The sequence below is a fragment of the Larkinella bovis genome (assembly GCF_042655385.1).
GTDB classification, from domain to species: Bacteria; Bacteroidota; Bacteroidia; order Cytophagales; family Spirosomataceae; genus Larkinella; species Larkinella bovis.
In genome coordinates, this window is sequence record NZ_JBHSMA010000008.1 from 21,027 (window position 1) to 43,531 (window position 22,505).

The following is a 22,505-nucleotide window of genomic DNA, read 5'->3' on the forward strand; positions in this document are numbered from 1 at the left end:
GTCAGGATTAAAAAATCCTGACCAGCGCTTCTCAATAGCCCGGGTTCTGGGCAATTTTATTCACCAGGACCTGTTCCTCCGGAATAGGCGCGAGCAGTTTGACGGGCGTTACCTGGTAAGCCGTGTTGTACAGGAATGACTTTTTCGCTTTCTCACGCTGGCCGTGGGCCGTCATCACCTCCACCGCTTTGTCCGTCCGTTTCAGGTCGTACCACCGCTGATTTTCAAAGCAGAATTCGACCTGGCGTTCTTTGGCAATGAGGGTTTCCAGGGCGGTTTTGCTGGTTCCGGCCAACGACTGCGTCAGTCCGGCCCGGTTACGAACCTGCTGTACGTACGGAATCGCTTCGGCCGTATTACCCTGCTGGTTCAGGGCCTCGGCGTACATCAGCAACACATCCGAGTACCGCAATACCGGCAGGTTGTCCCCGCTGCGATCAACCGGCGACGAAACCGGTGCTTTGTACTTGGCGCAATACGGAATGGGGCGGACAACACCATCCCAGTCGGCGCCGGTCCAGAACCTGATCGATACATCTTTCCGTTTGTCCCCGGTTTCGAAAGCATTGATCAAATCGTCGGTCGGCTGGTTCCAGCCGCCCCCCACCAGGCTGATGCTGGGTCGCCCGGTGATGGCCCCGGCGGAGGTCCAGGGTGCAAACCAGAAGATAAACCGGTTCGATAAGGCGGCACTGTTTTCGGAATACTGAACGGCAAAAATCGTCTCCTTGAAATCCTTGCTCGACGGGTTGAACAGGTCAGCATAATTCGGCAGCAAACTATATTTGCCCGACTCGATGACGGTTTTCAGGGACGCTGCGGCTTCGGCGTATTTCTTCTGCGTCAGATACACTTTTCCCAACAGGGCCAGCGCGGCCCCTTCGTTGGCCCGGCCGTTTTCCTTCACGTCGGTGGCCCCATTGAAATTCTCAACGGCGGCTTTCAGATCAGTAATGATGCTTTCGTACACCTGCTCTTCGGTCGAGCGTTTGATGCCCACGGCTTCCCGCGATTCAATCGGCTTCAGCACCAGCGGCACCCCACCGAATTGGCGCACCAGGTTGAAGTAATACAAGGCCCGCAGAAACTGCGCTTCGCCCGCGCACCGTTTTTTAAACGATTCCTTCGACCAGCTAACGCCTTCCCGGTCGATCTCGGCCAGCAGTTTGTTACAGCGGGTGATGCCATTGTACGAAGAATTCCAGAAGTTGGCGTAGGCCACGTTGTTAGACGCCAGAATAAACTGGTCGATAATCCCCTTCGACGCTTCGCCCGTCACGGTGCTGTACTGAAAGCTGGCATTGTCGGAAATGAGTTCGGCCATCACCCAGTGCTCCACTTTTTCGTAGGTCTGCATCGGCACGTAGCACCCGTTGGCCAGCAGAATGTATTCGGTTTCGGACTTGTAAAACGTCCCTTCACTCAGGGAGGTTTCGGGATAAATTTCCAGAAAATCCCGGGAGCAGCCCGACAACAGCACCAGCCCCAGTATGTACAGTATTTTTTTCATGCGCTCTTTTGTAAGTAGTGGGAATTGCGTTTTCGGTATACGGTTTTCAGGTTACGGTTTTCCGTGGGTGGCCGCCTTCGACTTACCTGGTAACAACGCGTGTGTCCACCCACTGGAAACCAAAAACCGTATACCGAAAACTGTAAACCATATACCGTAAATCATAAACTTTAAAATGTCAGATTAACGCCCAGCGAAGTGGTCCGAGCCAGGGGGTACGACGACATATCAAAACCGGGTGCCAGTGTGTTGTTGACCGTCACCGACTGCGCTTCGGGGTTTGCCCCCTTGTATTTCGTAAAAATGGCCAGGTTCTGGCTCGTCAGGTAAAACCGGCAGTTGTTGACGAAGCCGGTTTTCTTCACCCAGCTGTCGGGAAGCGAATAGCCCAGCGTCAGGTTCGAAATCCGGAGGTAGCTGGCATCCTCGACCCACAGATTAGATACCCTATGCCCCAGACTCGGGGTCAGGATCGGAACGCCGTAATGCCGTCCGTCGCCCGGCGTATCGGCATTACGCCAGCGTGCGGTCCACTCCTTGCTCACGTTGAAAAAGCCCTGGAGGTTATCGACGGTTTGCCGTAAGCCGTTCATGACCTGCCCGCCGTACTGCCCGTTCACGATCACGTTCAGATCGAAGCGGTTGTAGGCGAAACGGTTCGTTAACCCGTAAATGAATTTGGGGTGGGGACTCCCGATGATCGTATAATCCAGCAAGTCCGTGATGACACCGTCGCCGTTCACGTCCTTGTACTTCACGTTTCCTTCGTAGACCTGGGCGGTTTTGACGATATTGGGGTTGGCTAGATCGGCAGCGGTATACAACCCATCGAAAATATACCCGAAAAACTGGCTGATCGGTTTGCCCACCACCGACACGTGCGTCGGGTTGCCGTCATTGCTACCGGCCAGAATCCGATCCCCGTTATCGTTCAGCGACAGCACCTTGTTGCGGTTAAAGGCGACATTCAGGTTCACATCCCAGTTGAAGGCGGCCGTCGAAACCGGGGTCCCGCCCAGCGCAATTTCAATTCCGGAATTCCGGATATTGCCCTTGTTGACGGTTTGCGAATTGAAACCCGTAATGGCCGGAATAATGTCGTTCAGCAACATATTGGTACTTTTCCGGTAGTAGTAATCCAGCGACAGTGACAGGCGGTGTTGAAACAATTCGAGATCCGCCCCGACATCCGCCTGGTTGGATACCTCCCAGCCCAGGTACGAATTCGAAAGTCCGACGCTCGACGCCGTTACCTGCGTGGTCCCAAATACGTACGACTCCGCGTTGATCGACGCCAGGTGCGAATAATTCCCGATGTTGTTATTGCCGCTGCGCCCGTAGCTCGCCCGCAGTTTCAGGTCGTTGATCCAGCGGTTTCCTTTCAGAAAATCCTCCTCCGACACCCGCCAGGCAGCCGCCACCGACGGAAATAAAGCGTAGCGTTTCCGGGGACCAAATCGGGAAGAACCGTCGGACCGGAACGTTCCCGTGAGCAAATACCGGTCTTTGAAAGCGTAGTTGATCCGCCCGAGGTACGAAATCATGGCCCATTCGTTCACGGCTTCACCCCAGGCGCTGATGGTCTGGGCCGCATTGATGGTCCGAATCAGGTCGTTGGTGTAGGGCGAAGCCGTCAGGTTGATTCCGGTAGACCGGCTTTTCTGCGCCGTGTACCCCAGCAGGGCGTCGAACCGGTGATCGCCCATCGTTTTATCGTACGTCAGCGTGTTCTCGATCAGCCAGTCGAACCGGTCGTTCCGGTTCTTGATCGACCGGCCGGTTCCCGCCGTGGGGGGCGTGTTCGAGGCACCGACCGTGGCCGGAATGTACTGCGAAAACTTGCCGGTCGCCCAGATCGTACTCAGCGAGGTTTTGGCCTTCAGACCGGGAATGATTTCCCACTCGAGAAAAGCCGATCCCAGGTTCTGAAAATCCCGTTCGTTCTGAACGGTTTCGCGTAAATTAAACAGCGGATTGACAAAGCTCCAGGCCGAATGGTATTTGCTCTGGGGCGAAATGACGTACGGAATCAGGTTCCCGTTCGCGTCGTAGGGCGATCGTAACGGATTGGCCCACAGGCTGACACCCAGAATATCCTCCCGATTGGAATTGGTATTGGTTCGTTGCTGGTTGATAAACGTCGGTTGCAGGATGGCACTCACTTTCACCCGTTTCCCCAGGTTCGACTCGATGCCCAATTTGGCGCTATACCGTTCCACTCCCGTGTGTTTCAGCACGCCATCCTGGCGGAAATACCCCAGGCTGGCGCTCAACCGGCTTTCCTTGCTGCCTTTCTGAATACTGATGGTATGGTCTTCAATGGCCGCCGGACGCAGCAGCAGATCATACCAGTCGGTGCCTTTACCGGTCAGTTGAGTCAGATCGCGGTATTCTACCGGGTAATCTTCCACCGTAGCCGCCCGGTTTTCGCGCTGGCGGACCACAATCCCGATTTTGTCGCGCTGCAACTCGGCAAATTCGCGCTCGTTCAGCATTTCGGGGCGGCCTTTCTGCGGTACCCGCTGCACCCCGCGCATCGACGAAACACTGATTTCCGTCCGGTCGAATTTCCCTTTTTTGGTGGTAATCATAATCACCCCATTGGCTCCGCGGGAACCGTAAATTGCGGTGGAGGAGGCATCTTTCAGAATACTGACCGATTCGATATCGTTCGGATTGATGAACAGCAACGGGTTCAGGGTCTGGTTCATCCCCGCCGAATACGGCATTCCGTCCACCACATACAACGGCTCATTCCCGGCCCCCAGGGAGCCACTGCCGCGAATTTTAATGGACGTTCCTCCACCCGGTGCGCCGGACGGTTGCTGAATCTGCACCCCGGCCACCTGCCCCACCATCTTCTGGTCGATGGTCGAAACCGGCAGGCTGCGGATGGCTTTCTGGTCCACCACCGCGACCGATCCGGTCAGATCCTGCGACCGCTTCGCGCCGTATCCCACCACGACCACTTCGTCCAGGGATTTCGTATCCGGCTGGAGCGTAACGACAAACTGGGTCTGCTGGCCGAGCGTCACTTCCTGACTCAGAAAGCCGATGGACGAAATAACCAGCGTCCCCCGGGCTTCCGGTACATTCAGCGTGAATTGCCCTTCCGCGTTGGTCGAGGTGCCGAGGTTCGGATTTTCCTTGTAAATGACTGTCGCCCCGGGAACCGCTTCGTTGTTCTGATCCACTACCCGGCCCGTTATCGGCAGATAGACGACCGCCGTCTTCTGACTGATCAACGAAATGGTTTCCATCGAAATCGACCGGGAAACATCACCCGATGGCTGCCCCGCCCTGGATGGGGGTAGAATGGACGGCGCGACCTGGGCGGGTTTATCCTTTTTTTCGACAGCCAGGGGCGCGATCAGGTAAAAGTTTTCGTTCACCTTCTCGTACCGCAGCGATTGGCCTTCCAGTACTTTTTTCAGGGCTTTTTCCGGACTCGAAAAGGTAGCGGGTTTCAACTCCGTAGTGCGATCCGCCAGCAAATCGGAGCGGTAGGCGATTGAAATCCGAAAGCGGTTTTCAATTTCTTTCAGAACCGTACTCAACGGCCGTCGCTGCGTCTGACCGGAGGGCCGGGTCGTAACGTCCGGCGTGTAGTTCCACGCCAGCGCCTGCCCACGGGCCGACTGGCAAAAGAACACGCCAGAGGCAAACAGCACCACTAGAGTTGTTCTATACATAAAATAGATTTTACGATTAATCAGGGGCTTTTTCATGCAGTATGGGTTAGGAATTATTGTTTTGTAAGGCGGATTCTGTCAGCCGACCGGCTGATCTCCAGCGCGAAAAGACGGCCGATCTGCGTCAGTAGATCGTCGGCATTGGTGAGGGGCATCGACCCGGAAGCTCGCAACTGAAGAAGTTCTTCGGGCTGCACGTCCACGGTTAGCCCGTAATTATCCCGTAAGATTTCGACCAGATCCGCCAGCGTCGTCTGGTTCAGGATCAGGCGGTTTTCCTTCCAGGCGGAATAAAACTCCGGTTTGATGGACCGCAGCGAGGACGTCCCGTTCGCCCTTACCTCAAAGAGCTGGCCGGGTTTCATCACAATACTTGCCTGCTGCGACCGGGCCGGTGGGCTCAACTGAACCCGCCCCGACTCCAGCATTACTTTAACCGCTTTGGGCCGGGTGAACACATTAAACGCCGTTCCCAGTACCTGGACATCGAGCTCACGGGCGTGGACAATGAATTTCTGGTGGTTCTGCTGGTGTGTGACGGAGAAAAAGGCCTCCCCTTCCAGCCAGACTTCCCGATCGTCACCCGGTTTCCACCGGCGCGCCAGCCGCAACCGGGAGTTGGCGTTGAGGGTTACCGCACTTCCGTCGTGGAGCGTCAGTTTTCGGGTTTCACCGTAGGCGGTTTCGTAGGTTTCCGGGCTGTTTTGGTACGCCCAATACCCGGCACCGGCCAGCAGCAGCACGGTCACCGAAGCCGCCACTGCGAGCCACCGCTTCACCAGCAACGGCCGAACGGTGGGGGTTTGAAGCCGGTTCCGTACGGTTTGCCACGACCGATCGAGCTGTTCGGCGGGAACAGCGGGCGGGTGCTGGCTGTACAGAATCAGAATCCGGGCCTGGGCAATGGCTTCCCGCTGCGCCGGATGGGCCTCGATGTACGGCTGCCAGAACCGGTCTTCCGGCTCCGACGGATTCAGGACCCAGTTACGAAACCGGGCGTCAAAAACCCAGTCATCCGGCGTAAACGATTCGTATTCCATGAGCAGCTTTTACCGCATTTTTGGAATACAGTCCGGGCGCTCGAAATAGTACCCTCTTATTTGACTATTTTTTTGAAAAAATACGGAAATACCGGAATCAGACAGCTGTAGAGGATTTTTGTGATGCGGAGCGGGGAGCCGATCTGCCGGCGCAAGGCCTGTAACCCTTTCTGAATGAAATTCTTGGCCGACTGGTGATTGACGCCCATGATCTGGGCAATCTGTTCGAACGAAAGACCAGAGTAGAATTTAAGCGTAATCGCTTCCCGCTGCCGTTGCGGTAATTGCTTCAGGGCGCGGTCGAGTTGCTGGACCTGCTGCTCCGATAGTTGCCGCGTAATCAGGGCTTCTTCCACCGATAATTCGAGCGATGCTTCCGCTTCCGTGGCCGGGTAGCTCTCCCGCATGCGTTGCAGCAAACTCAATTGCCGGAACAGGGTGTTGCGGAGCGAGCCCAGCAGGTAAAAAGCCACGCCCTCGGTAACCGGTTTCAGGTTGTGACGGTACCGATGCAGGTTCAGAAATAAATCCTGAATACAGTCTTCCACCAGGTCATCGTCGTGGGTAAACGTTCGGCCATACCGAAACAATACCGCATAGAACCGTCGATACAATTGTTCAAAGGCTTCCGGACTCCCCTTGCGAAATGACTCCCAGAGCTCGGTATCGGAAAAATGCATCATCACCCGATGGACTTCTATTAATACAATTGAAAAGATAAATATGAATATTCAAAATAGTCTTCGCAATGCAAAATACGGTTTTCGAAATTTTTAAACTACTTATTCCAGATACTTACTAGACAATTATTGAAAAAACAGAGCCAGCGGTTTCGTGCTGGCTGGTGGTGTAAACGTCCGTTATTTTTTTTGAATAAAAAATGATTGGGCTCTGAAATCGCGATGATTCACGGATAAGTTTAATCCAACCTTAAAAACCGTCAATTTTTACAAACCCCTTGGGCCGGGGCGGTTTCGTTCCGAACGAAACCGCCCCGATTTTCAGCGTGCCAGATACCCGCCATCCACCGGATAATAAGCCCCGGTTACGAACGATGCCTTATCGGACGAGAGCCAGATGACCAGTTCGGCCACTTCTTCCGCCGTGCCCAGCCGCCCGATGGGGTGTAAGCCAACGAGCATTTTCCGGCCTTCTTCCGGGAGGGCGCTCAGAAGCGGAGTATCGATGTAGGCTGGTCCCACGGAATTGACCCGAATGCCCCGCGTGGCGTATTCCATGGCTGCGGTTTTGGTCAGGCCCACCACACCGTGTTTAGCCGCGACGTAGCCCGGCGACTGCGGGGTTCCCACCTGCCCCAGAATGGAGGCCATGTTGATGATGGAGCCGCTACGGTTCTGGCTCAGCATTGCTTCCAGCTCATACTTCAGGCAGTAAAAAACACTATTCAGGTTGATATTGATAATCCGCTGCCATCCTTCCAGCGAATAGTCGGCCGTCGCATTGAGCTCCCCGCCGATCCCCGCATTGTTGCAGGCGATATCCAGCCCGCCAAACGCCGACACGGTTTCCTGAATCAGTTGCTGACACTGGGCGGGGTCTCCCACGTCGGCTTTGAAAAACCGGGCCTTACCACCGGAAGCCACGATCTGTTCAACCACCTGCAAGCCCAGCGTCTCGTTCACGTCCGAAAGCATGACGCTGGCTCCGTGCTGGCTATACAATTCCGCAACGGCTTTCCCGATGCCCGATGCCGCGCCGGTAACCAGAGCGGTTTTTCCATTAAAATCCTTTTCCATAAAGCAGTGTCCGTTTGTGTGGTAAACTGGTGGATCGTTAAAATGATTTGGCAATACTACCCCGGTTACGGTTCCTAAACCCTGACGATGCTTTGGTTGTCCCCTGATCTACATCAGTTGACGGGCCTTCGGTCTTGCCCCGGCATCGAAAACCGCCCGCAAATCAAATGGAGCAATCGTAGCCTCATGAAACCGGCGCTTCCGAATCGAACCGGAACCGGGCCGTGCCAACGTTCACCTCTTCCTGCGGGGCAATCCGGAGCAGTCGCGAAAAGGCCTCTTTTCGAACCTTCACCGAAGCATCGTCGAAACGCTTGAACGTCTGCCAATCCACGTAAGCGCGATTGGCTTCACTATCGAGAAAACCGCCGGATTCGAGCTGATGGGCATCCAGCTCCGTCACATAAACGACGGTCAGCGTGATCGGCTCGTGCGTTTTTGAGTAAAAAGTCCACGTCAGTTTCATGCATTCAAAGTAACGCTTTTATGCCGGAGATGCCAGCCCGCTGGCGCGATAAAACCGTCCGGTACACTTTATTTCCGACCGGGTAAAAGCTACTGACATAGGGCTGTCACCGGGTCGCGTTTACTTTGTAGCGTAAACAAACCCCAACAACTATGTCACAGATCGAAATGCTTTTGAAGGAAATGGACCAGGAAGCCAACACCACCCGAAAAATGCTGAGCCGTGTCCCCGACGACCAATACGACTGGCAACCGCATCCCAAAAGCATGACTGTTCGCTCGCTGGCGACGCACATTGCCGAATTGCCTACGTGGGTTTCCATGACTCTGAACACCGACGGACTGGATTTTGCCACGACTCCCTATCAGCCCGTCGAAATTAACGATACGGATCACCTGCTCCGTTATTTCGAGCAATCGCTGGCCGCGGGTCGGCAGGAACTGGCCAAAGCCAGTGACGAAGAGTTGCCGAAACGGTGGGTACTGCGCAATGGGGAGGAAATTTACAGCGACGGCACCAAAGGCGAGATGATCCGCATCTCCTACAGCCAGATTGTTCACCACCGCGCCCAGCTTGGTGTTTACCTCCGTCTGCTGAACATTCCCATTCCGGGCAGTTACGGGCCCAGCGCGGATGAGCAGTAGAGAAGTGTAAGATAAGAGAGGAAAGACAAAAGAGGTGAGACAAAAGAGGAAAGATGAGGGAGTAAAGACAAACCATTTGCCGAAAGCCGATGAAATTTCTTTATTCTCTTGTCTTTACTCCCTTGTCTCTTCAGTACCCTTTCAAGCTCAGGTCTTCGGTGTCGATCATCTCGACGCGCTTGCCCATTTTCTTCTGGATAATCTTGAAATGGTGTTCGTCGTCGGGCGTAATCAGGGAAATGGCCTCCCCTTCGGCTTCGGCGCGGCCCGTCCGGCCAATCCGGTGTACGTAATCTTTGGGCGACCGCGGCAGTTCGTAATTTACCACATAGGGTAGTAACTGAATGTCGATTCCCCGCGAAATCAGGTCGGTGGCGACCATCACCGGCAGCGCCCCGGCTTTGAACTTGCGCAGCGTCTCGGTGCGGGCGCCCTGGCTTTTGTCGCCGTGAATGGCTTCGGCCGGAACCCCGTTTTTCCGGAGTTTCACCACCAGATTATCCGCCGTGCGGGTGGACGACACAAACACCAGCACCTGCTTCATACCTTTTTCCTTGATCAAATACCGCAACAACGGCCCTTTACGCTCCGGATCGATGCGGTAGGCCACCTGTTTGATCTGTTCCAGATTCTGCGGTTCTTCGGCAATTTCGATCTTGATCGGATTGTGCAGCAACTGATCCCGAATCTCCTGCATGGCTTCTTTCAGGGTCGCCGAAAAAAGCAGCGTCTGCCGTTTTTTGGGCAGCATTTCGAAGACCTGGTTCATTTCTTCGGCAAAACCAAGTTCGAGCATTTTATCCGCTTCGTCGAGTACGAGCGTGTCCACATCCCACAAATGCAGGGCATTGGACGCCACCAGATCGAGCAGTCGGCCGGGTGTCGCCACCAGCACTTCGGCATCCCGCACGGCAATCATTTGCGGATTGATCGACACCCCGCCGTATACCGCCAGCGTTTTGATCTTCCGGGGTAAGTACGTGCCGAATGCCTGAAAAACTTCGGTCACCTGAACGGCGAGTTCGCGCGTCGGTACCAGCACCAGGGCTTTGACACTCCGGTTGATCGTGGTTTTCCGCCGACTGAGCCGTTCCAGAATTGGCAGCACAAAACCGGCGGTTTTGCCCGACCCGGTTTTAGCAATTCCCAGAATGTCGTGCCCTTTCAGAATCGCCGGAATCACTTCCTGCTGAATGGGATACGGTTTGGTGTACTCCTGGGCAACAATCGCTTTGAGAAGGGGTTCGGATAAACCTAAAGCAGAAAAAGACATGCGTTAATGAAGTGATGACGAATCAATGTTGGGTTTTAACGTGACAAATATACCGGGTTTTTCCGGGTTCTGCGCCCCCCCCGGCCACAGACCGGGTTCTTTTCGAACCGGACCGAACCCTCCGTTAACGCGCCGAATTAGACAATCAGCTAGTTATTCTTCCGGGTTTTCTTGATCGGTTTCCCGTACTTTTTCATCATTTCCTTCGCGTGGTCGCGCCGAACATTCACCTTCTTGTTCTTCTCCGCTTTTTCGTGAAACGCCCCGCCGAACGTATCGCTCAGGTGAATCTTCTCGACGGCGTTTTTCATCCGGATTTTTGGTTTTTCCTCCTCAATCAGCTCATCCGAAATCTCCAGACTCTTCGGCAAAGGCATCACCGGAATCGGGTAATTCATCAGGGTTTCAATGGCGGTTTTCTGTTCCTGCTGTTTTTCGGTCACAAACGCGATGGCGATCCCGTCTTTGTCTGCCCGTCCCGTCCGGCCAATCCGGTGGATGTAATTTTCGGGCACGTCGGGCAGATCGAAATTGATGACGTGCGACACCTCGGCGATGTCCAGCCCGCGGGCGATGATATCGGTCGCAATCAGAATCCGGAAGGTGCCGTCCTGGAACTGCCGAACGGCATTGAAACGGAAATTCTGCTCTTTGTTGGAATGAATCACACCGACCTGATCGGGAAACTCTTTCAGCAGTTGGTCGTACAGCACATTGGCCAGTTCCTTCGTCGCCACAAACACCAGCACCCGGCTCATGGCTGCATCCTGAAAAAGCAAGGCTTCCAGCAGATTGACTTTGGTGTAAAAATTGGGCACTTCATAGGCCGACTGCCGGATATTTTCCAGGGGCGTCCCTACGGGCGCGGCTTCGATCCGTACCGGATTATTGAAATACGTTTCAATCAGCGCTTCCACTTCGTCGGTCAGCGTCGCCGAGAACAGCAGGTTCTGCCGCCGGGCGGGCAACAGGTCCAGAATCGTTTCCAACTGCGTCCGAAAACCGAGGTTCAGCATTTCATCGACTTCATCGATCACCAGTCGCTTGATGCTTTTGGTTTTCAGTAAACCCTTGATCGACAGATCAATCAGACGGCCCGGTGTCGATACCAGCACGTCCATTCCCTTCTCGACTTCGGCAAGCTGCGGTTTGATATTGACCCCGCCGTACAGCCCCACCACCGTCAGGGTCAGGTATTTACTCAGTTCCTGAACCGCTTCCACCACCTGCACCACCAGTTCGCGCGTGGGCACGATGATCAGCAGTTGGGGAACCCGGTCTTTCGAAAACTGAAATTGCCGGAGACTGGGCAGCAGATACGCCAGCGTTTTGCCGGTCCCGGTTTGGGCAATACCGCACACATCCTTGCCCGCCATCATCACCGAAAACACTTTCTGCTGAATGGGGGTCGGCCGGCTAAAGCCCAGGTCCGTTAAGGCATTCTGTAACGGTTTATTTAGATTTAAATCCTCAAAAGTCATAGTTAATTCAGTCAACGGAACAATCCGACCGGTTTTCCTCTTTTAGTTAACAACCGCAATCCCAGATTTTACAACCTGATGAAAACACAAAATTACGAAAACCACGTTCGCTATTACCCACCCCATCACTTTGTCTTTTATCCAGTCGTCCTTATTTTACTGGGAATCAGTACCTATTTTGCCATCCGGTCCGACGAGCACGCCCTGCTCTGGACGTTCATCACGCTGGTGCTGGTGCTCATCACCTGGCTCGCGCTCATGCTTCGGCAGCACTACGCCCTCACCAATCAGGACCGCATCGCCCGGCTCGAACTGCGGTTCCGGTATTACCTCCTAACCAATCAACGGCTCGAAGCGTTCGAAAACCGGCTTTCCCGCCCGCAATTATTAGCCCTGCGGTTTGCGTCGGACGACGAACTCCCGGCCCTGACGCAGCGGGCCGTCACCGAAAACCTCAGCCCGGACGAGATCAAAAAATCGATTGTCAACTGGTTTCCGGATCACATGCGGGTTTGACCAGGTCCGAAATTTCTGGCGGGATTCGAGTTTATTTGTAAGTTTAGCGCTTCGAACGTACGTTGCTCACCGCCATGCCCGAAACTCACGTCCCACCGCCTTCGCCCGCCCTAACCGGTTTACGCTCCCAGGAGGTCGAACCGGCCCGTCAGCAATTTGGCACCAACGAATGGGAATCCTCCGAATCGCAAACCGGCTGGCGGTTGCTGCTGGAAGTGGTTTCCGAACCGATGTTTATTCTGCTGGCCGGTGCGGCCCTGCTGTATGTGCTGCTGGGTCAGTGGGAAGAGGGGGTTGTGCTGGGCGTAGCGATGGGGCTGGTAGCCGGTATATCGGTCTTCCAGACCGTGCGAAGCAATCAGGCTTTGCAGGCACTCCGGCGGTTGTCGCAGCCCACGGTTTCGGTGGTCCGCGACGGGCAAACCGGGCCGCTTCCGGTGGCCGAGCTGGTGGTGGGCGATCTGGTCTGGCTGACGGAAGGCCAGACGGTTCCGGCCGATGGCTTGCTGGTACAGGCCAATGATTGCTCCGTCGACGAAGCCGTTTTGACCGGCGAATCGGTGTCTGTACCGAAAACCGTACCCGGCTCCGACCGTTTCCTGGCCGGTACACTTCTGACCTCCGGCAGCGCCTACGTACAACTCACCGCCGTTGGGAAGCAAACCGAACTGGGTAAGCTTGGCTATTCGCTCCAGAGCATAGAAACCGAAAAAACGCCTTTACAACGACAGATTTCACGGTTTGTTCAGCGAATGGCGCTGGCCGGTTTTGGGGCTTTTTTACTCGTCTGGGGAATCAACTTCCGACAATCCCACGACTGGGTCAGTTCGCTGCTGCTGGGGCTGACCATTGCCATGTCGGTTTTACCGGAAGAAATTCCCGTCGCGTTCAGCAGCTTCATGGCCCTCGGGGCCGCCCGAATGGTCAAGCTGGGCGTTTTGACCCGGCAACCCCAAACCGTCGAAAGTCTGGGATCGGCTACCGTGATCTGCACCGACAAAACCGGAACGCTCACCGAAGATGGCATGACCCTGCGTCATGTGTTTGATGGCCAAAAAATCACCCCCCTCACCCATCCGCTGTCCGAGTCGGCGCGAACGGTTTTGACTTATGCCCGCTGGGCCAGCGAACCCGAACCCTTCGACCCGATGGAACAGGCCATTGTACGCGCCTATCAGGAAGCCGTTTCGTCCCAAACGCCGGTTATCGAACATGAATATCCCCTGGAAGGCAATCCGCCCATGATGACCCATGTGTACGATGCCCGTTCCGGACTCGTGCGGGTGGTCGGGAAAGGAGCCGTGGAGCGCATTGTGCGGGTGTGCCATCTGCCGGAAGACCAGACCGCCAACATTCTCCGGCTGGCCAACGAGCTGGCCAAAGAGGGGTATCGGGTTCTGGGCGTTGCCGGAAGCGAGTGGTCAACGGCCCCGTATCCCGACCGACAGGATGACTTTCCCTGGTCGTTCAAAGGACTGATTGCGCTGGAGAACCCGGCCAAAGCCAATGCCAAAACCGTGGTCGAACAATTCAACCAGGCCGGTATTTCGGTCAAAATGATTACGGGTGATTCGGCGGAAACCGCCCGGGCCATTGCCAACCAGGTTGCGATTCAGGCCACCGACCGGGTGCTAACGGGTCAGGAGGTTATGGCCCTGCCCGATACCGACCTGCAAACCGTTGTCCGGCAGGTCAATGTGTTTGCTCGGATGTTTCCGGATGCCAAGCTGCGGGTGATCCGGGCCTTGAAAGCCAATGGGGAAGTGGTGGCCATGACCGGCGACGGGGTGAACGACGGCCCCGCCCTAAAAGCGGCCCATATCGGGGTGGCCATGGGGCGTCGCGGAACGGAGGTTGCCAAACAGGCGGCTTCGCTCGTGCTGGTCAACGACGACCTGGGCGGCATGGTCGAAGCCATTGCCCAGGGCCGACGCATTTACCAGAACCTGAAGCGGGCCGTCGGCTACATTGTTTCGATCCATATTCCGATTATTTTAACCGTTACGTTGCCGCTGCTGCTGGGCTGGCAATACATTAACCTGTTTAGTCCCGTACACGTTATTTTTCTCGAACTGGTGATGGGCCCGACCTGCTCCATTGCCTTCGAAAACGAACCCTCCGAGCCCGGTCTGATGCAGCAGCGCCCCCGCCGGTTAACCGACACGTTTTTTACAGCGGCTGAACTGGGGCTGAGTGTGCTTCAGGGCTTGGTCATTGCGCTGGCGGTGCTAGCCGTGTATTTCTGGTCCATGCAGGCCGGAGCGTCCATGAATGTGGTCCGAACGCAGGTTTTCACCACCCTGGTTCTGAGCAACATCTGGTTAACGCTGGTCAGCCGGTCCAGCCAAAAACCGGCGCTAAAAACCCTGGGGCGCCCCAACTCGCTGTTCTGGCTGATGCTGGGCCTAACCGTCCTGATGCTGGCCCTGGCCCACGGGTTCCCGCCCCTGCGTCACCTCGCCCAATTTGTCATCCTAACGCCCGCCGAATGGATTCCCTGTCTCCTTAGTTCACTGGTCGGCGTCCTCTGGATTGATGGCTTGAAATACATCCGGTATCGCGCCACCTTCTGATGAATGGCGAAACCCGGGTCCAGCGGGCCGCCGTTTTTAGAAATCGGCAGCGGCCTTTTTATTTTCAATAAATTCCCCAAAAAACCTATTTTTGCTCCGTAGTTACGGTTTTGCAAACCGTACTACCCATCTCTGCAACGCCATACAGCCCGAATGTACTTTCGGGTGCCCATCCGGTAGTAAAAAACACTTCCTTCCGGCTTTCGTGTATTAATTAGACGATTTCGAATGAACCCAACCTTTACAATCTTTTCGGGCCGGTTTTCCGTAACGGCCCAACGGTATCTGCTTGGCCTGTTGATCGCCGGCCTGTTTTTTCTACCCTCCGCCCACGCCCAGGACGGCAAACTGAATGTGAAGGGCAAGGCACTGGATGCCCAGACCAATTCGCCGTTGATTTTTGCCAGTGTCCGACTCTTCAAACAGGCCGACAGCTCGTTTGTTGCGGGCGCGATCACGACCGAAACCGGTGATTTCTCGATCGATGCCGCAGCCGGGAATTATTACGCTCTGCTGGAATTTATCGGTTACAAATCGCTGAAAAAACCGGGTATCCGACTCATAAAAGAGAACTCTCCGCTCGACATCGGCACCATCAAACTCACTGCTTCGGAACGGACGCTCGATGAGGTGGTGGTGCAGGGTGAAAAAAGCACGATGGAATTTTCGCTCGACAAACGGATTTTCAACGTCGGCAAAGACCTCGCCAACGCGGGCGGCACCGCCGTCGATATTCTGAGCAACGTGCCCTCGGTGGCCGTGGATGTGGAAGGGAATGTCAGCCTGCGTGGCAGCAGCAGCGTCCGGATTCTGATCGACGGAAAACCGTCGGGGCTGGTGAGCATCAAGGGCGGCAGCGGTTTGCAGCAGTTGCAGGGCAGCGCCATCGAACGCATCGAAGTGATCACCAACCCCTCGGCCCGCTACGAAGCGGAAGGCATGGGCGGGATCATCAACATTGTCCTGAAAAAAGAACGAAAAGAAGGCTTCAACGGCTCGTTTGACGTGATTCTCGGTCAGCCAGCCAACTACGGTCTGGCGGCCAACGTCAATTACCGGCGGAAAAACCTGAACTTCTTTGTTAATTATACGGCTTCGTACCGCAACACACCGGGCCGCAGTGAGCAGTATCAAGAGGTTTACCGCAACGATTCGACCTTTCTGACCCAGCAGAATTCGACGAGCAAACTGAAAGGGCAGAACAACAACGCCCGCGCCGGGATCGATTATTTTTTCAACGATAAAAACGTCCTGACCGGCTCGTACACCTGGCGGATCAGCAAGGGGAAGCGGTTTACCGACATTCGGTACCGCGATTACATCGGTAGCCTGAGCAGCCCGCAGAGCATCACCTACCGCACGCAGGACGAAACCGAAACCGAGCCGAACTCGGAATACGCCCTCACCTACAAACGATCGTTCAAACGCCAGGGCCACGAGCTAACCGCCGACGTTCGGTATCTCGACAACTGGGAAAAATCCGACCAGTATTTTGGTCAACGGACGGTGTTGCCCGACGGCAAACCGTCTGCCATCCCCAACAGCCTGCAACGGTCGATCAACGACGAAACCGAGAAGCAGTTTCTGGTGCAGATCGATTACGTTCAGCCGTTTGCCAAGGACGGAAAGTTTGAAGCGGGTTTGCGAAGCAGTTCGCGGGATATGACCAACGATTACTGGGTTCGGCAACAAACCGCCGACGGTGGATGGGTGCCGCTGCCCGGTCTGACCAACGACTTTCTGTACGAAGAAAACATCAATGCCCTGTACGGTATTATTGGCAACAAAACCCGGAAACTGTCGTACCAGGCCGGGTTGCGGGCGGAATGGACCGACGTAACGACTACCCTCAGGCAAACCAACGATGTGAATCCGCGCAGCTACGCCAACCTGTTTCCGAGTGTCCACGTCACCTACGATCTGCCGAATCAGAATGCCCTCCAGGTGAGCTACAGCCGCCGGGTGCGCCGACCGACGTACAACGACCTGAGCCCCTTTATGACCTTCAGCGACAACCGGAATTTTTTCAGCGGCAATCCCGACCTGAACCCGGAATTTACGGATGCCTTCGAAGTCGGTCACATCAAGTATCTGGGCAAAGGCTCGATCGGATCATCGCTGTATTACCGCTATACCACCGGCAAAGTCATCCGGATTCGGCGGGTCGATGAAAACGGTTTTGCCAACACCCGCCCGGAAAACCTGGCCACCGAGGATTCTTACGGCGCCGAATTCACCACTTCGTATTCGTTCTATAAATGGTGGAAACTGGACGGCAGCTTCAACTTTTTCCGGGCCGTTACCAACGGGGCCAACCTCGATACCGACTTCCACAGCGATACCTACAGCTGGTTCGTTCGCGCCAATAACCGCCTGACCCTCTGGACCAATACGGATATGCAGCTTCGGGCCAACTACGAAGCCCCCCAGCAGACGCCCCAGGGACGGCGCAAGTCGATTGCCACGCTGGATTTTGCCGTCAGCAAGGATATTATGAAAAACAAAGCCACGCTGACGCTCAATGTGATCGACGTGTTCAACTCGCGCCGGTTCCGCTCCATCACGGAAGGCCCCAATTTTTTCACCGAAAACAACTCCCAGGGCCGCCTGCGGCAGGTGAACCTGACGTTCAATTACCGCCTGCGGCAGGCCAAGAAAAAAACCAAGGACGTGGGCGAAGGTGAGTTCTAAAACTCCTGTTTAGTATGGCTACGTATCACATTCGTCGCATGACATTGCCCGAGGTTCAGCGCATTGCCGTTGAATGGGCGGCCGCCGAAGGCTGGAATCCCGGTTTGGAGGATGCCACCGGTTTTTACGAAACCGATCCGGAAGGCTTTCTGGTCGGACTGCTGGATGAAGAACCCATTGCCTGCATTTCGGCCGTTCGGTATCCGCCGGATTTTGGCTTCATCGGTTTTTACATCGTCCGACCCGAATACCGCGGGCAAGGCTACGGTTTCCAAATCTGGCAGGCCGCCATGCGTCAGTTGAAAAACCGCAACATCGGGCTGGACGGCGTGGTGGCCCAACAGGCCAACTACCGACGCTCCGGTTTTCAACTGGCGTACAACAACATCCGGTACGAAGACAAAGCCTCGGGCCACCGCCTGCAGGAACCGTCTGACCATCTGATTCCCTGCGACCGACTTCCCATTGAGTCGATTGCTGCGTACGACCGCCGGTTTTTCCCGACTGCCCGCCCGGCCTTTCTGGCCGCGTGGCTTCGTCAGCCCGATTCGCGGGCGTTGGCGTGGGTCGATCAGGGACAGATCAACGGGTTCGGCATGATCCGCCCCTGCCGGTCGGGCTTCAAAATCGGCCCGCTATTTGCCGATACGGCTGACCTGGCCAAACAGCTTTTTGTGGCGCTCATTCAGGAACTTCCGGCAGAAACGCCCTTCTACCTCGATGTTCCGGCGGCAAACCCCGAAGCCGTGGCCCTCGCCGAACGATACGGTCTGAAACCGGTTTTTGAAACCGCCCGCATGTATACGCAGGACGCTCCCGCCATTGCTGTATCCGGTATTTTTGGCGTGACGACGTTTGAACTCGGGTAAGGTTCCGGCTTTTAAATGACATGGTGAGGAATGACCGAATTTTGCTGGCAGGGGCCACTGGCGCCGTTGGGCAGCGGCTCAGTAAATTGCTGGTGGCGGATGGCTGGGAGGTCGTTGGCACAACGCGTTCGGCCGCAAAAACCGCCCAGTTACGCAACCTGGGGGTGCAGCCGGTGATCGTCGATGTATTTGACGCGGACGCACTCAACCGGGTCGTCGGGGAAGTGCAGCCCGCCATCGTCATTCACCAGCTTACGGATTTGCCCTATGCCCTTGATCCGGCTCAACTGCCCGAAGCCCTCGTTCGGAACGCCCGGTTGCGGGACATCGGCACCCGCAATCTGGTGGCGGCCGCCGTGCGGGCCGGTACCCGGCGACTGATCGCCCAGAGCATTGCCTTTGCCTACGCGCCGGGACCACTGCCCTATTCCGAAGAAGCTCCGCTCAATCCGGCATCGCGCGGAGTCATCAGCCTGGAAACGCAGGTGCTAGCCGCCCCGCTCGAAGGCATTGTCTTACGTTACGGCCGGTTTTATGGTCCCGGAACAGGCGTTGATTCGCCCCCTGCGGGTGGCCCGCTGCATGTCGATGCTGCCGCCGACGCAGCCCGCCGGGCCGTGACGAAAGGCGTACCGGGCCTTTATAACATTGCCGAGGACGACGGAACCGTTTCCAGCCAGAAAGCGAAAACCGTACTCGGCTGGAATCCCGGGTTTCGATTGCCTTAACCGCTCCATCCCACGATCCGACGGCCGGCGGTTTTAACCAGTTGCCGGGTGAATCTCCCTCCTATTTCCCCAAATCAGCCCGTTACCAATTGGGCCTGGTCGAATCGGCCCGGCCGGTCGATCTTTGGTACCAACAACGACCAAACCCATCTACTAATGGCAGATACACGCCTGAATTCATCCCGGCCTTACCGCAACGACGCCCTCAACACCTTGTACGAACTGCTGTTTTGTGACCAAATCGGCCTGTACAAAAACAAAATGGAACAACCAGCTGATTATCCGTGGAATATCCTGTTTTCGGAGCGGGCCACCACCACCGAACTGCAAGGGGTTGCGGACGATGATGCGCTCGAAACCCGGGCAAAGCTCCTGGCCTGCCACCGCCTGAAAGAACGGGGAGAACGCCCCGCCCGCCGGGCGTTGCATGCCGTCATTGTTGAAGTGGGACTCGAGGATGGTCTGGATGTGCTGGCTTCGTACCACGACGGAACGGCCCGGTACATCAACCAGAGCGAGAAAGTACTGATCTGGGAAACGGCCACGCCCGACTCGAACGCACTGACGAATAACCTGTTTTCGGACAGCATTGCCATTGTTTCCAGAATTGGTCCCTGGGAGGGCGCCCGGCGTCCGCATCCGGCAGAAGGTACCGTCCGGATCAGTTTTCTGGTCTCCGATGGTTTGTATTTCGGCGAAGGCCCAATTCCGGTCCTTTTTAACGATCCGGTGGCAAAACCGGCCCTGCAGTCGGCCACGGAACTGATGCAATACCTGACGGAACGTTCGCTGGTCGCTCCCTAAGCAGCCGGTTTTCCGTTTCCTCCGCCTGCAAATGGCCTCTGAACGTTCAGAGGTCTTTTGCAGGCAACGCCAATCTTGATATGGCTCTTAAAAGTCCGTCTTGGGTTCTTTCAAATCCAGTTCCTTAATCCAGATGTTGCGGTACAACACATCGTGTCCTTCGGCCTGTAATTTCAGCCCGCCCGGCGTGTCCGTGATGCCCTTACCTCCATCGTTCCCGCCGTCGATGCCCGAATTGGGTCCGCCCCACACCTGATTGATCCCCTGATTGGTGTGTACTTTCTGGCCATTGAAGTACATCGTCAGCATCGCTTTCTCGACCCGCTTGCCATCTTTAAAACGGGCTGCCCGGAAGGTAATGTCGTACGCATTCCATTTGCCGACCCCGTTGTAGGCGAAGTACGGCGAGGGCGTTTCGTTGATGACGGCCGCCATGCCGTGCGAGGTCGTATCGCCGTCGAGCACCTGAATTTCGTAGCGGTTTTGCAGATAAACCCCGCTGTTGCCGCCCGGTTTGGTGATAAAAAATTCGATATGCAGCCGAAAATCCCGAAACGCTTTTTTCGTCACGATATCGGCCGAGCCGTATTTACCGCCCGCAGCGGCCGGGTCGTTGGTATTCATCACTGTACCACGGCCCGCCGGATCTTTTTCAATGGCCCATTTAATCGGAAGTTTAGCCGCTAGCCGGGGGCCTTCCCAGTAGGTCCATTTCGCATCGAGCATTTCGCGCGAACCGTCGAAGAGAACTTCGGCCCCTTTGGGCGGTTTGGTACCGACTCCAACCGGCTCCTTTACGTAGGCACTTAGGCCTGACAGACAGACCATTCCCAACAGGGCGTAGCGGAAAACCGGTTTTTTTCGGAGGAATTGTTTCATGAAACAGGCGGTTTAGGATTGAATGAGATGCTAAAGATAAGCGCGATTCACGAATTACCGATTGCAATTTTCCAATTCTACGTCGTACTTTACCATGCCCCTGCGGACGGGGCAAGAGTAGTTTCCGGCGCAATCCGGCTTCCTGCGTTAAATCTATATCCGTTTCCTGAACCATGAAAGAAGACCTTTTTACCGTATCCCGGCGGAAATTTCTGCTGGCGGCTGCGGCAACCGCCCTGGCGCCCCCGCTGGCCCTCCAGGCATCCAAACGTAAACTGGGCCCGAACGACAAGCTCAACCATGCCTGCATCGGTGTCGGTGGCATGGGCTGGGGTGACCTGCAAAACTTCGCCAAGCACCCGAAAGTGAACATCGTGGCGCTCTGCGACGTGGATGAAATACGCCTGAAAAAAGCCGCTGAAGCCTTCCCGAAGGCCCGTACGTATACCGACTGGCGGGAATTGCTCGAGAAAGAAAACAGCAACATCGACTCGGTAAACGTCTCCGTGCCCGATCATAACCACTTCGCCATCGCCATCCAGGCCATTCGGGCGGGCAAGCACGTCTATTGCCAGAAACCCATGTGTCACGATGTGGTGGAAGTCCGGCTACTGACCGAAGCCGCCGTGAAGGCCGGAATCGTTTCCCAACTGGGAACCCAACATGCCTCCGGTAAAGGCGACCGAACGGCCGTGCAATGGATTAAGGACGGTATCATTGGTAAAGTGAAACATGTCTATCTCTGTTCCAACCGACCGGGGGCCATCGCTCATTACCGGCTCGTTGGTCCACGCCCCGCTGAAGGGCAGGCCCCCCCTTCCACCCTAAACTGGGACCTCTGGCTCGGCACCGCCCCCAAACGCCCGTTTGTTTCGGAGATTTACCACCCCACCAAATGGCGGGCCTGGCAGGATTTCGGTACCGGCTGGTCGGGCGATATCGGCTGCCATATCTTCGATGCGGTCTGGAAAGGGCTGGGTCTGAAAGCGCCGAAAACCGTCATGGCCGAGGTCCAGAAATCCTGGGAGGACTCGCCGGAACGACGGGGTGATACCTGGCCCCAGGGCGACCACATCACCTGGACATTTCCGGGCACCCGGCTCACCTCCCGAAACCTGACGGTGGAGTGGTTCGATGGAGAAATGTACCCGCCGGAAGAAATCCGTGCCCTGTATTCCGTGAAAGACTATCCCGCCGAATCGGCCATGCTAATCGGAACCAAAGGAGCGCTATTAATTCCCCATACCGGGATGCCGGTGTTACTACCGGGCGACAAGTTCCAGGAACAGAAAGCGCCGGAACTGGAAGAACGGAATCATTACCACCATTTCGTGGATGCCTGTCTGGGTGGCCCCAAAACCGAGTCGCACTTCGCGCAGTCGGGTCCCATGACCGAGGCCATTATTCTCGGAACGGTGGCCATCCGCGTACCGGGCAAATTGCTCGAATGGGATGCCGCCAACCTGAAAATTCCGAACGCGCCCGAAGCCGAAAAGTACCTCAGTCGCATCTACCGCGACGGCTGGCAGATTGCGAGCCGGTAAGATCACTCCTTATACGACTAACACTAATAGCCCAACGG

At 55.8% G+C, this 22,505-nt stretch carries 17 protein-coding genes; 8 read left to right on the forward strand and 9 right to left on the reverse strand.

The features are described from left to right. Window positions 1-31: 31 nt before the first annotated feature. The 6 genes from ACFPMF_RS20630 to ACFPMF_RS20655 all read right to left on the reverse strand — a co-directional run bounded on the left by ACFPMF_RS20630 (window position 32) and on the right by ACFPMF_RS20655 (window position 8,465). On the reverse strand, window positions 32-1,510 hold the full coding sequence (locus tag ACFPMF_RS20630) for a RagB/SusD family nutrient uptake outer membrane protein (RefSeq protein WP_379848632.1): 1,479 nt from the start codon (window positions 1,508-1,510) through the stop codon (window positions 32-34). A 170-nt stretch (window positions 1,511-1,680) separates the two neighbouring features. Beyond that, the gene (locus ACFPMF_RS20635) at window positions 1,681-5,238 is read right to left on the reverse strand and encodes a SusC/RagA family TonB-linked outer membrane protein (protein ID WP_379848633.1); all 3,558 of its coding nucleotides are present in this window, start codon (window positions 5,236-5,238) and stop codon (window positions 1,681-1,683) included. Window positions 5,239-5,255: 17 nt separating this feature from the next. Beyond that, entirely contained in the window at window positions 5,256-6,242 is a 987-nt protein-coding gene (locus ACFPMF_RS20640; RefSeq protein ID WP_379848634.1) for a FecR domain-containing protein, read from the reverse strand. 56 nt (window positions 6,243-6,298) lie between these two features. Further along, on the reverse strand, window positions 6,299-6,925 hold the full coding sequence (locus ACFPMF_RS20645; RefSeq protein ID WP_379848635.1) for an RNA polymerase sigma factor: 627 nt from the start codon (window positions 6,923-6,925) through the stop codon (window positions 6,299-6,301). A gap of 318 nt (window positions 6,926-7,243) precedes the next feature. Then, window positions 7,244-7,999: an SDR family NAD(P)-dependent oxidoreductase gene (locus ACFPMF_RS20650; protein ID WP_379848636.1), complete on the reverse strand. Its 756-nt coding sequence runs from the start codon at window positions 7,997-7,999 to the stop codon at window positions 7,244-7,246. Between the two features lie 184 nt (window positions 8,000-8,183). Continuing rightward, window positions 8,184-8,465, reverse strand: coding sequence for a hypothetical protein (locus ACFPMF_RS20655; protein ID WP_379848637.1), 282 nt, complete (start codon window positions 8,463-8,465; stop codon window positions 8,184-8,186). A gap of 152 nt (window positions 8,466-8,617) precedes the next feature. Here ACFPMF_RS20655 and ACFPMF_RS20660 point away from each other — a divergent pair, with 152 nt between their 5' ends. Then, window positions 8,618-9,109, forward strand: coding sequence for a DinB family protein (locus ACFPMF_RS20660; protein WP_379848638.1), 492 nt, complete (start codon window positions 8,618-8,620; stop codon window positions 9,107-9,109). A 130-nt stretch (window positions 9,110-9,239) separates the two neighbouring features. Here ACFPMF_RS20660 and ACFPMF_RS20665 read toward each other — a convergent pair whose 3' ends face one another. Together ACFPMF_RS20665 and ACFPMF_RS20670 are read right to left on the reverse strand one after the other, a co-directional pair. Beyond that, complete coding sequence (locus ACFPMF_RS20665) at window positions 9,240-10,382, reverse strand: DEAD/DEAH box helicase (protein ID WP_379848639.1); 1,143 nt, start codon at window positions 10,380-10,382, stop codon at window positions 9,240-9,242. Between the two features lie 149 nt (window positions 10,383-10,531). Then, window positions 10,532-11,863 carry a DEAD/DEAH box helicase gene (locus tag ACFPMF_RS20670; protein ID WP_379848640.1) on the reverse strand — a complete coding sequence of 444 codons (1,332 nt, stop codon included), beginning with the start codon at window positions 11,861-11,863 and terminating at the stop codon, window positions 10,532-10,534. Window positions 11,864-11,941: 78 nt separating this feature from the next. Between ACFPMF_RS20670 and ACFPMF_RS20675 the strand changes: the two genes are divergently transcribed. From ACFPMF_RS20675 to ACFPMF_RS20700, 6 genes are all read left to right on the forward strand, one after another. Continuing rightward, the gene (locus ACFPMF_RS20675; RefSeq protein WP_379848641.1) at window positions 11,942-12,379 is read left to right on the forward strand and encodes a DUF6526 family protein; all 438 of its coding nucleotides are present in this window, start codon (window positions 11,942-11,944) and stop codon (window positions 12,377-12,379) included. 74 nt (window positions 12,380-12,453) lie between these two features. Next, a complete protein-coding gene (locus tag ACFPMF_RS20680) occupies window positions 12,454-14,952 on the forward strand; it encodes a cation-translocating P-type ATPase (protein WP_379848642.1) in 2,499 nt (832 codons plus the stop codon). A 228-nt stretch (window positions 14,953-15,180) separates the two neighbouring features. Continuing rightward, on the forward strand, window positions 15,181-17,643 hold the full coding sequence (locus ACFPMF_RS20685) for a TonB-dependent receptor (protein WP_379848643.1): 2,463 nt from the start codon (window positions 15,181-15,183) through the stop codon (window positions 17,641-17,643). Window positions 17,644-17,657: 14 nt separating this feature from the next. Beyond that, window positions 17,658-18,512 (forward strand): GNAT family N-acetyltransferase, encoded by an 855-nt coding sequence (locus ACFPMF_RS20690; protein WP_379848644.1) that lies wholly within the window; start codon window positions 17,658-17,660, stop codon window positions 18,510-18,512. Between the two features lie 20 nt (window positions 18,513-18,532). Continuing rightward, window positions 18,533-19,240: an NAD-dependent epimerase/dehydratase family protein gene (locus ACFPMF_RS20695; protein ID WP_379848645.1), complete on the forward strand. Its 708-nt coding sequence runs from the start codon at window positions 18,533-18,535 to the stop codon at window positions 19,238-19,240. A 156-nt stretch (window positions 19,241-19,396) separates the two neighbouring features. After that, a complete protein-coding gene (locus ACFPMF_RS20700; protein WP_379848646.1) occupies window positions 19,397-20,044 on the forward strand; it encodes a hypothetical protein in 648 nt (215 codons plus the stop codon). An 87-nt stretch (window positions 20,045-20,131) separates the two neighbouring features. On the opposite strand, the gene ACFPMF_RS20705 is transcribed toward ACFPMF_RS20700, so the two are convergent. Further along, the gene (locus ACFPMF_RS20705; protein ID WP_379848878.1) at window positions 20,132-20,872 is read right to left on the reverse strand and encodes a 3-keto-disaccharide hydrolase; all 741 of its coding nucleotides are present in this window, start codon (window positions 20,870-20,872) and stop codon (window positions 20,132-20,134) included. Between the two features lie 224 nt (window positions 20,873-21,096). Here ACFPMF_RS20705 and ACFPMF_RS20710 point away from each other — a divergent pair, with 224 nt between their 5' ends. Further along, on the forward strand, window positions 21,097-22,467 hold the full coding sequence (locus ACFPMF_RS20710; RefSeq protein ID WP_379848647.1) for a Gfo/Idh/MocA family protein: 1,371 nt from the start codon (window positions 21,097-21,099) through the stop codon (window positions 22,465-22,467). Window positions 22,468-22,505: the final 38 nt, after the last annotated feature.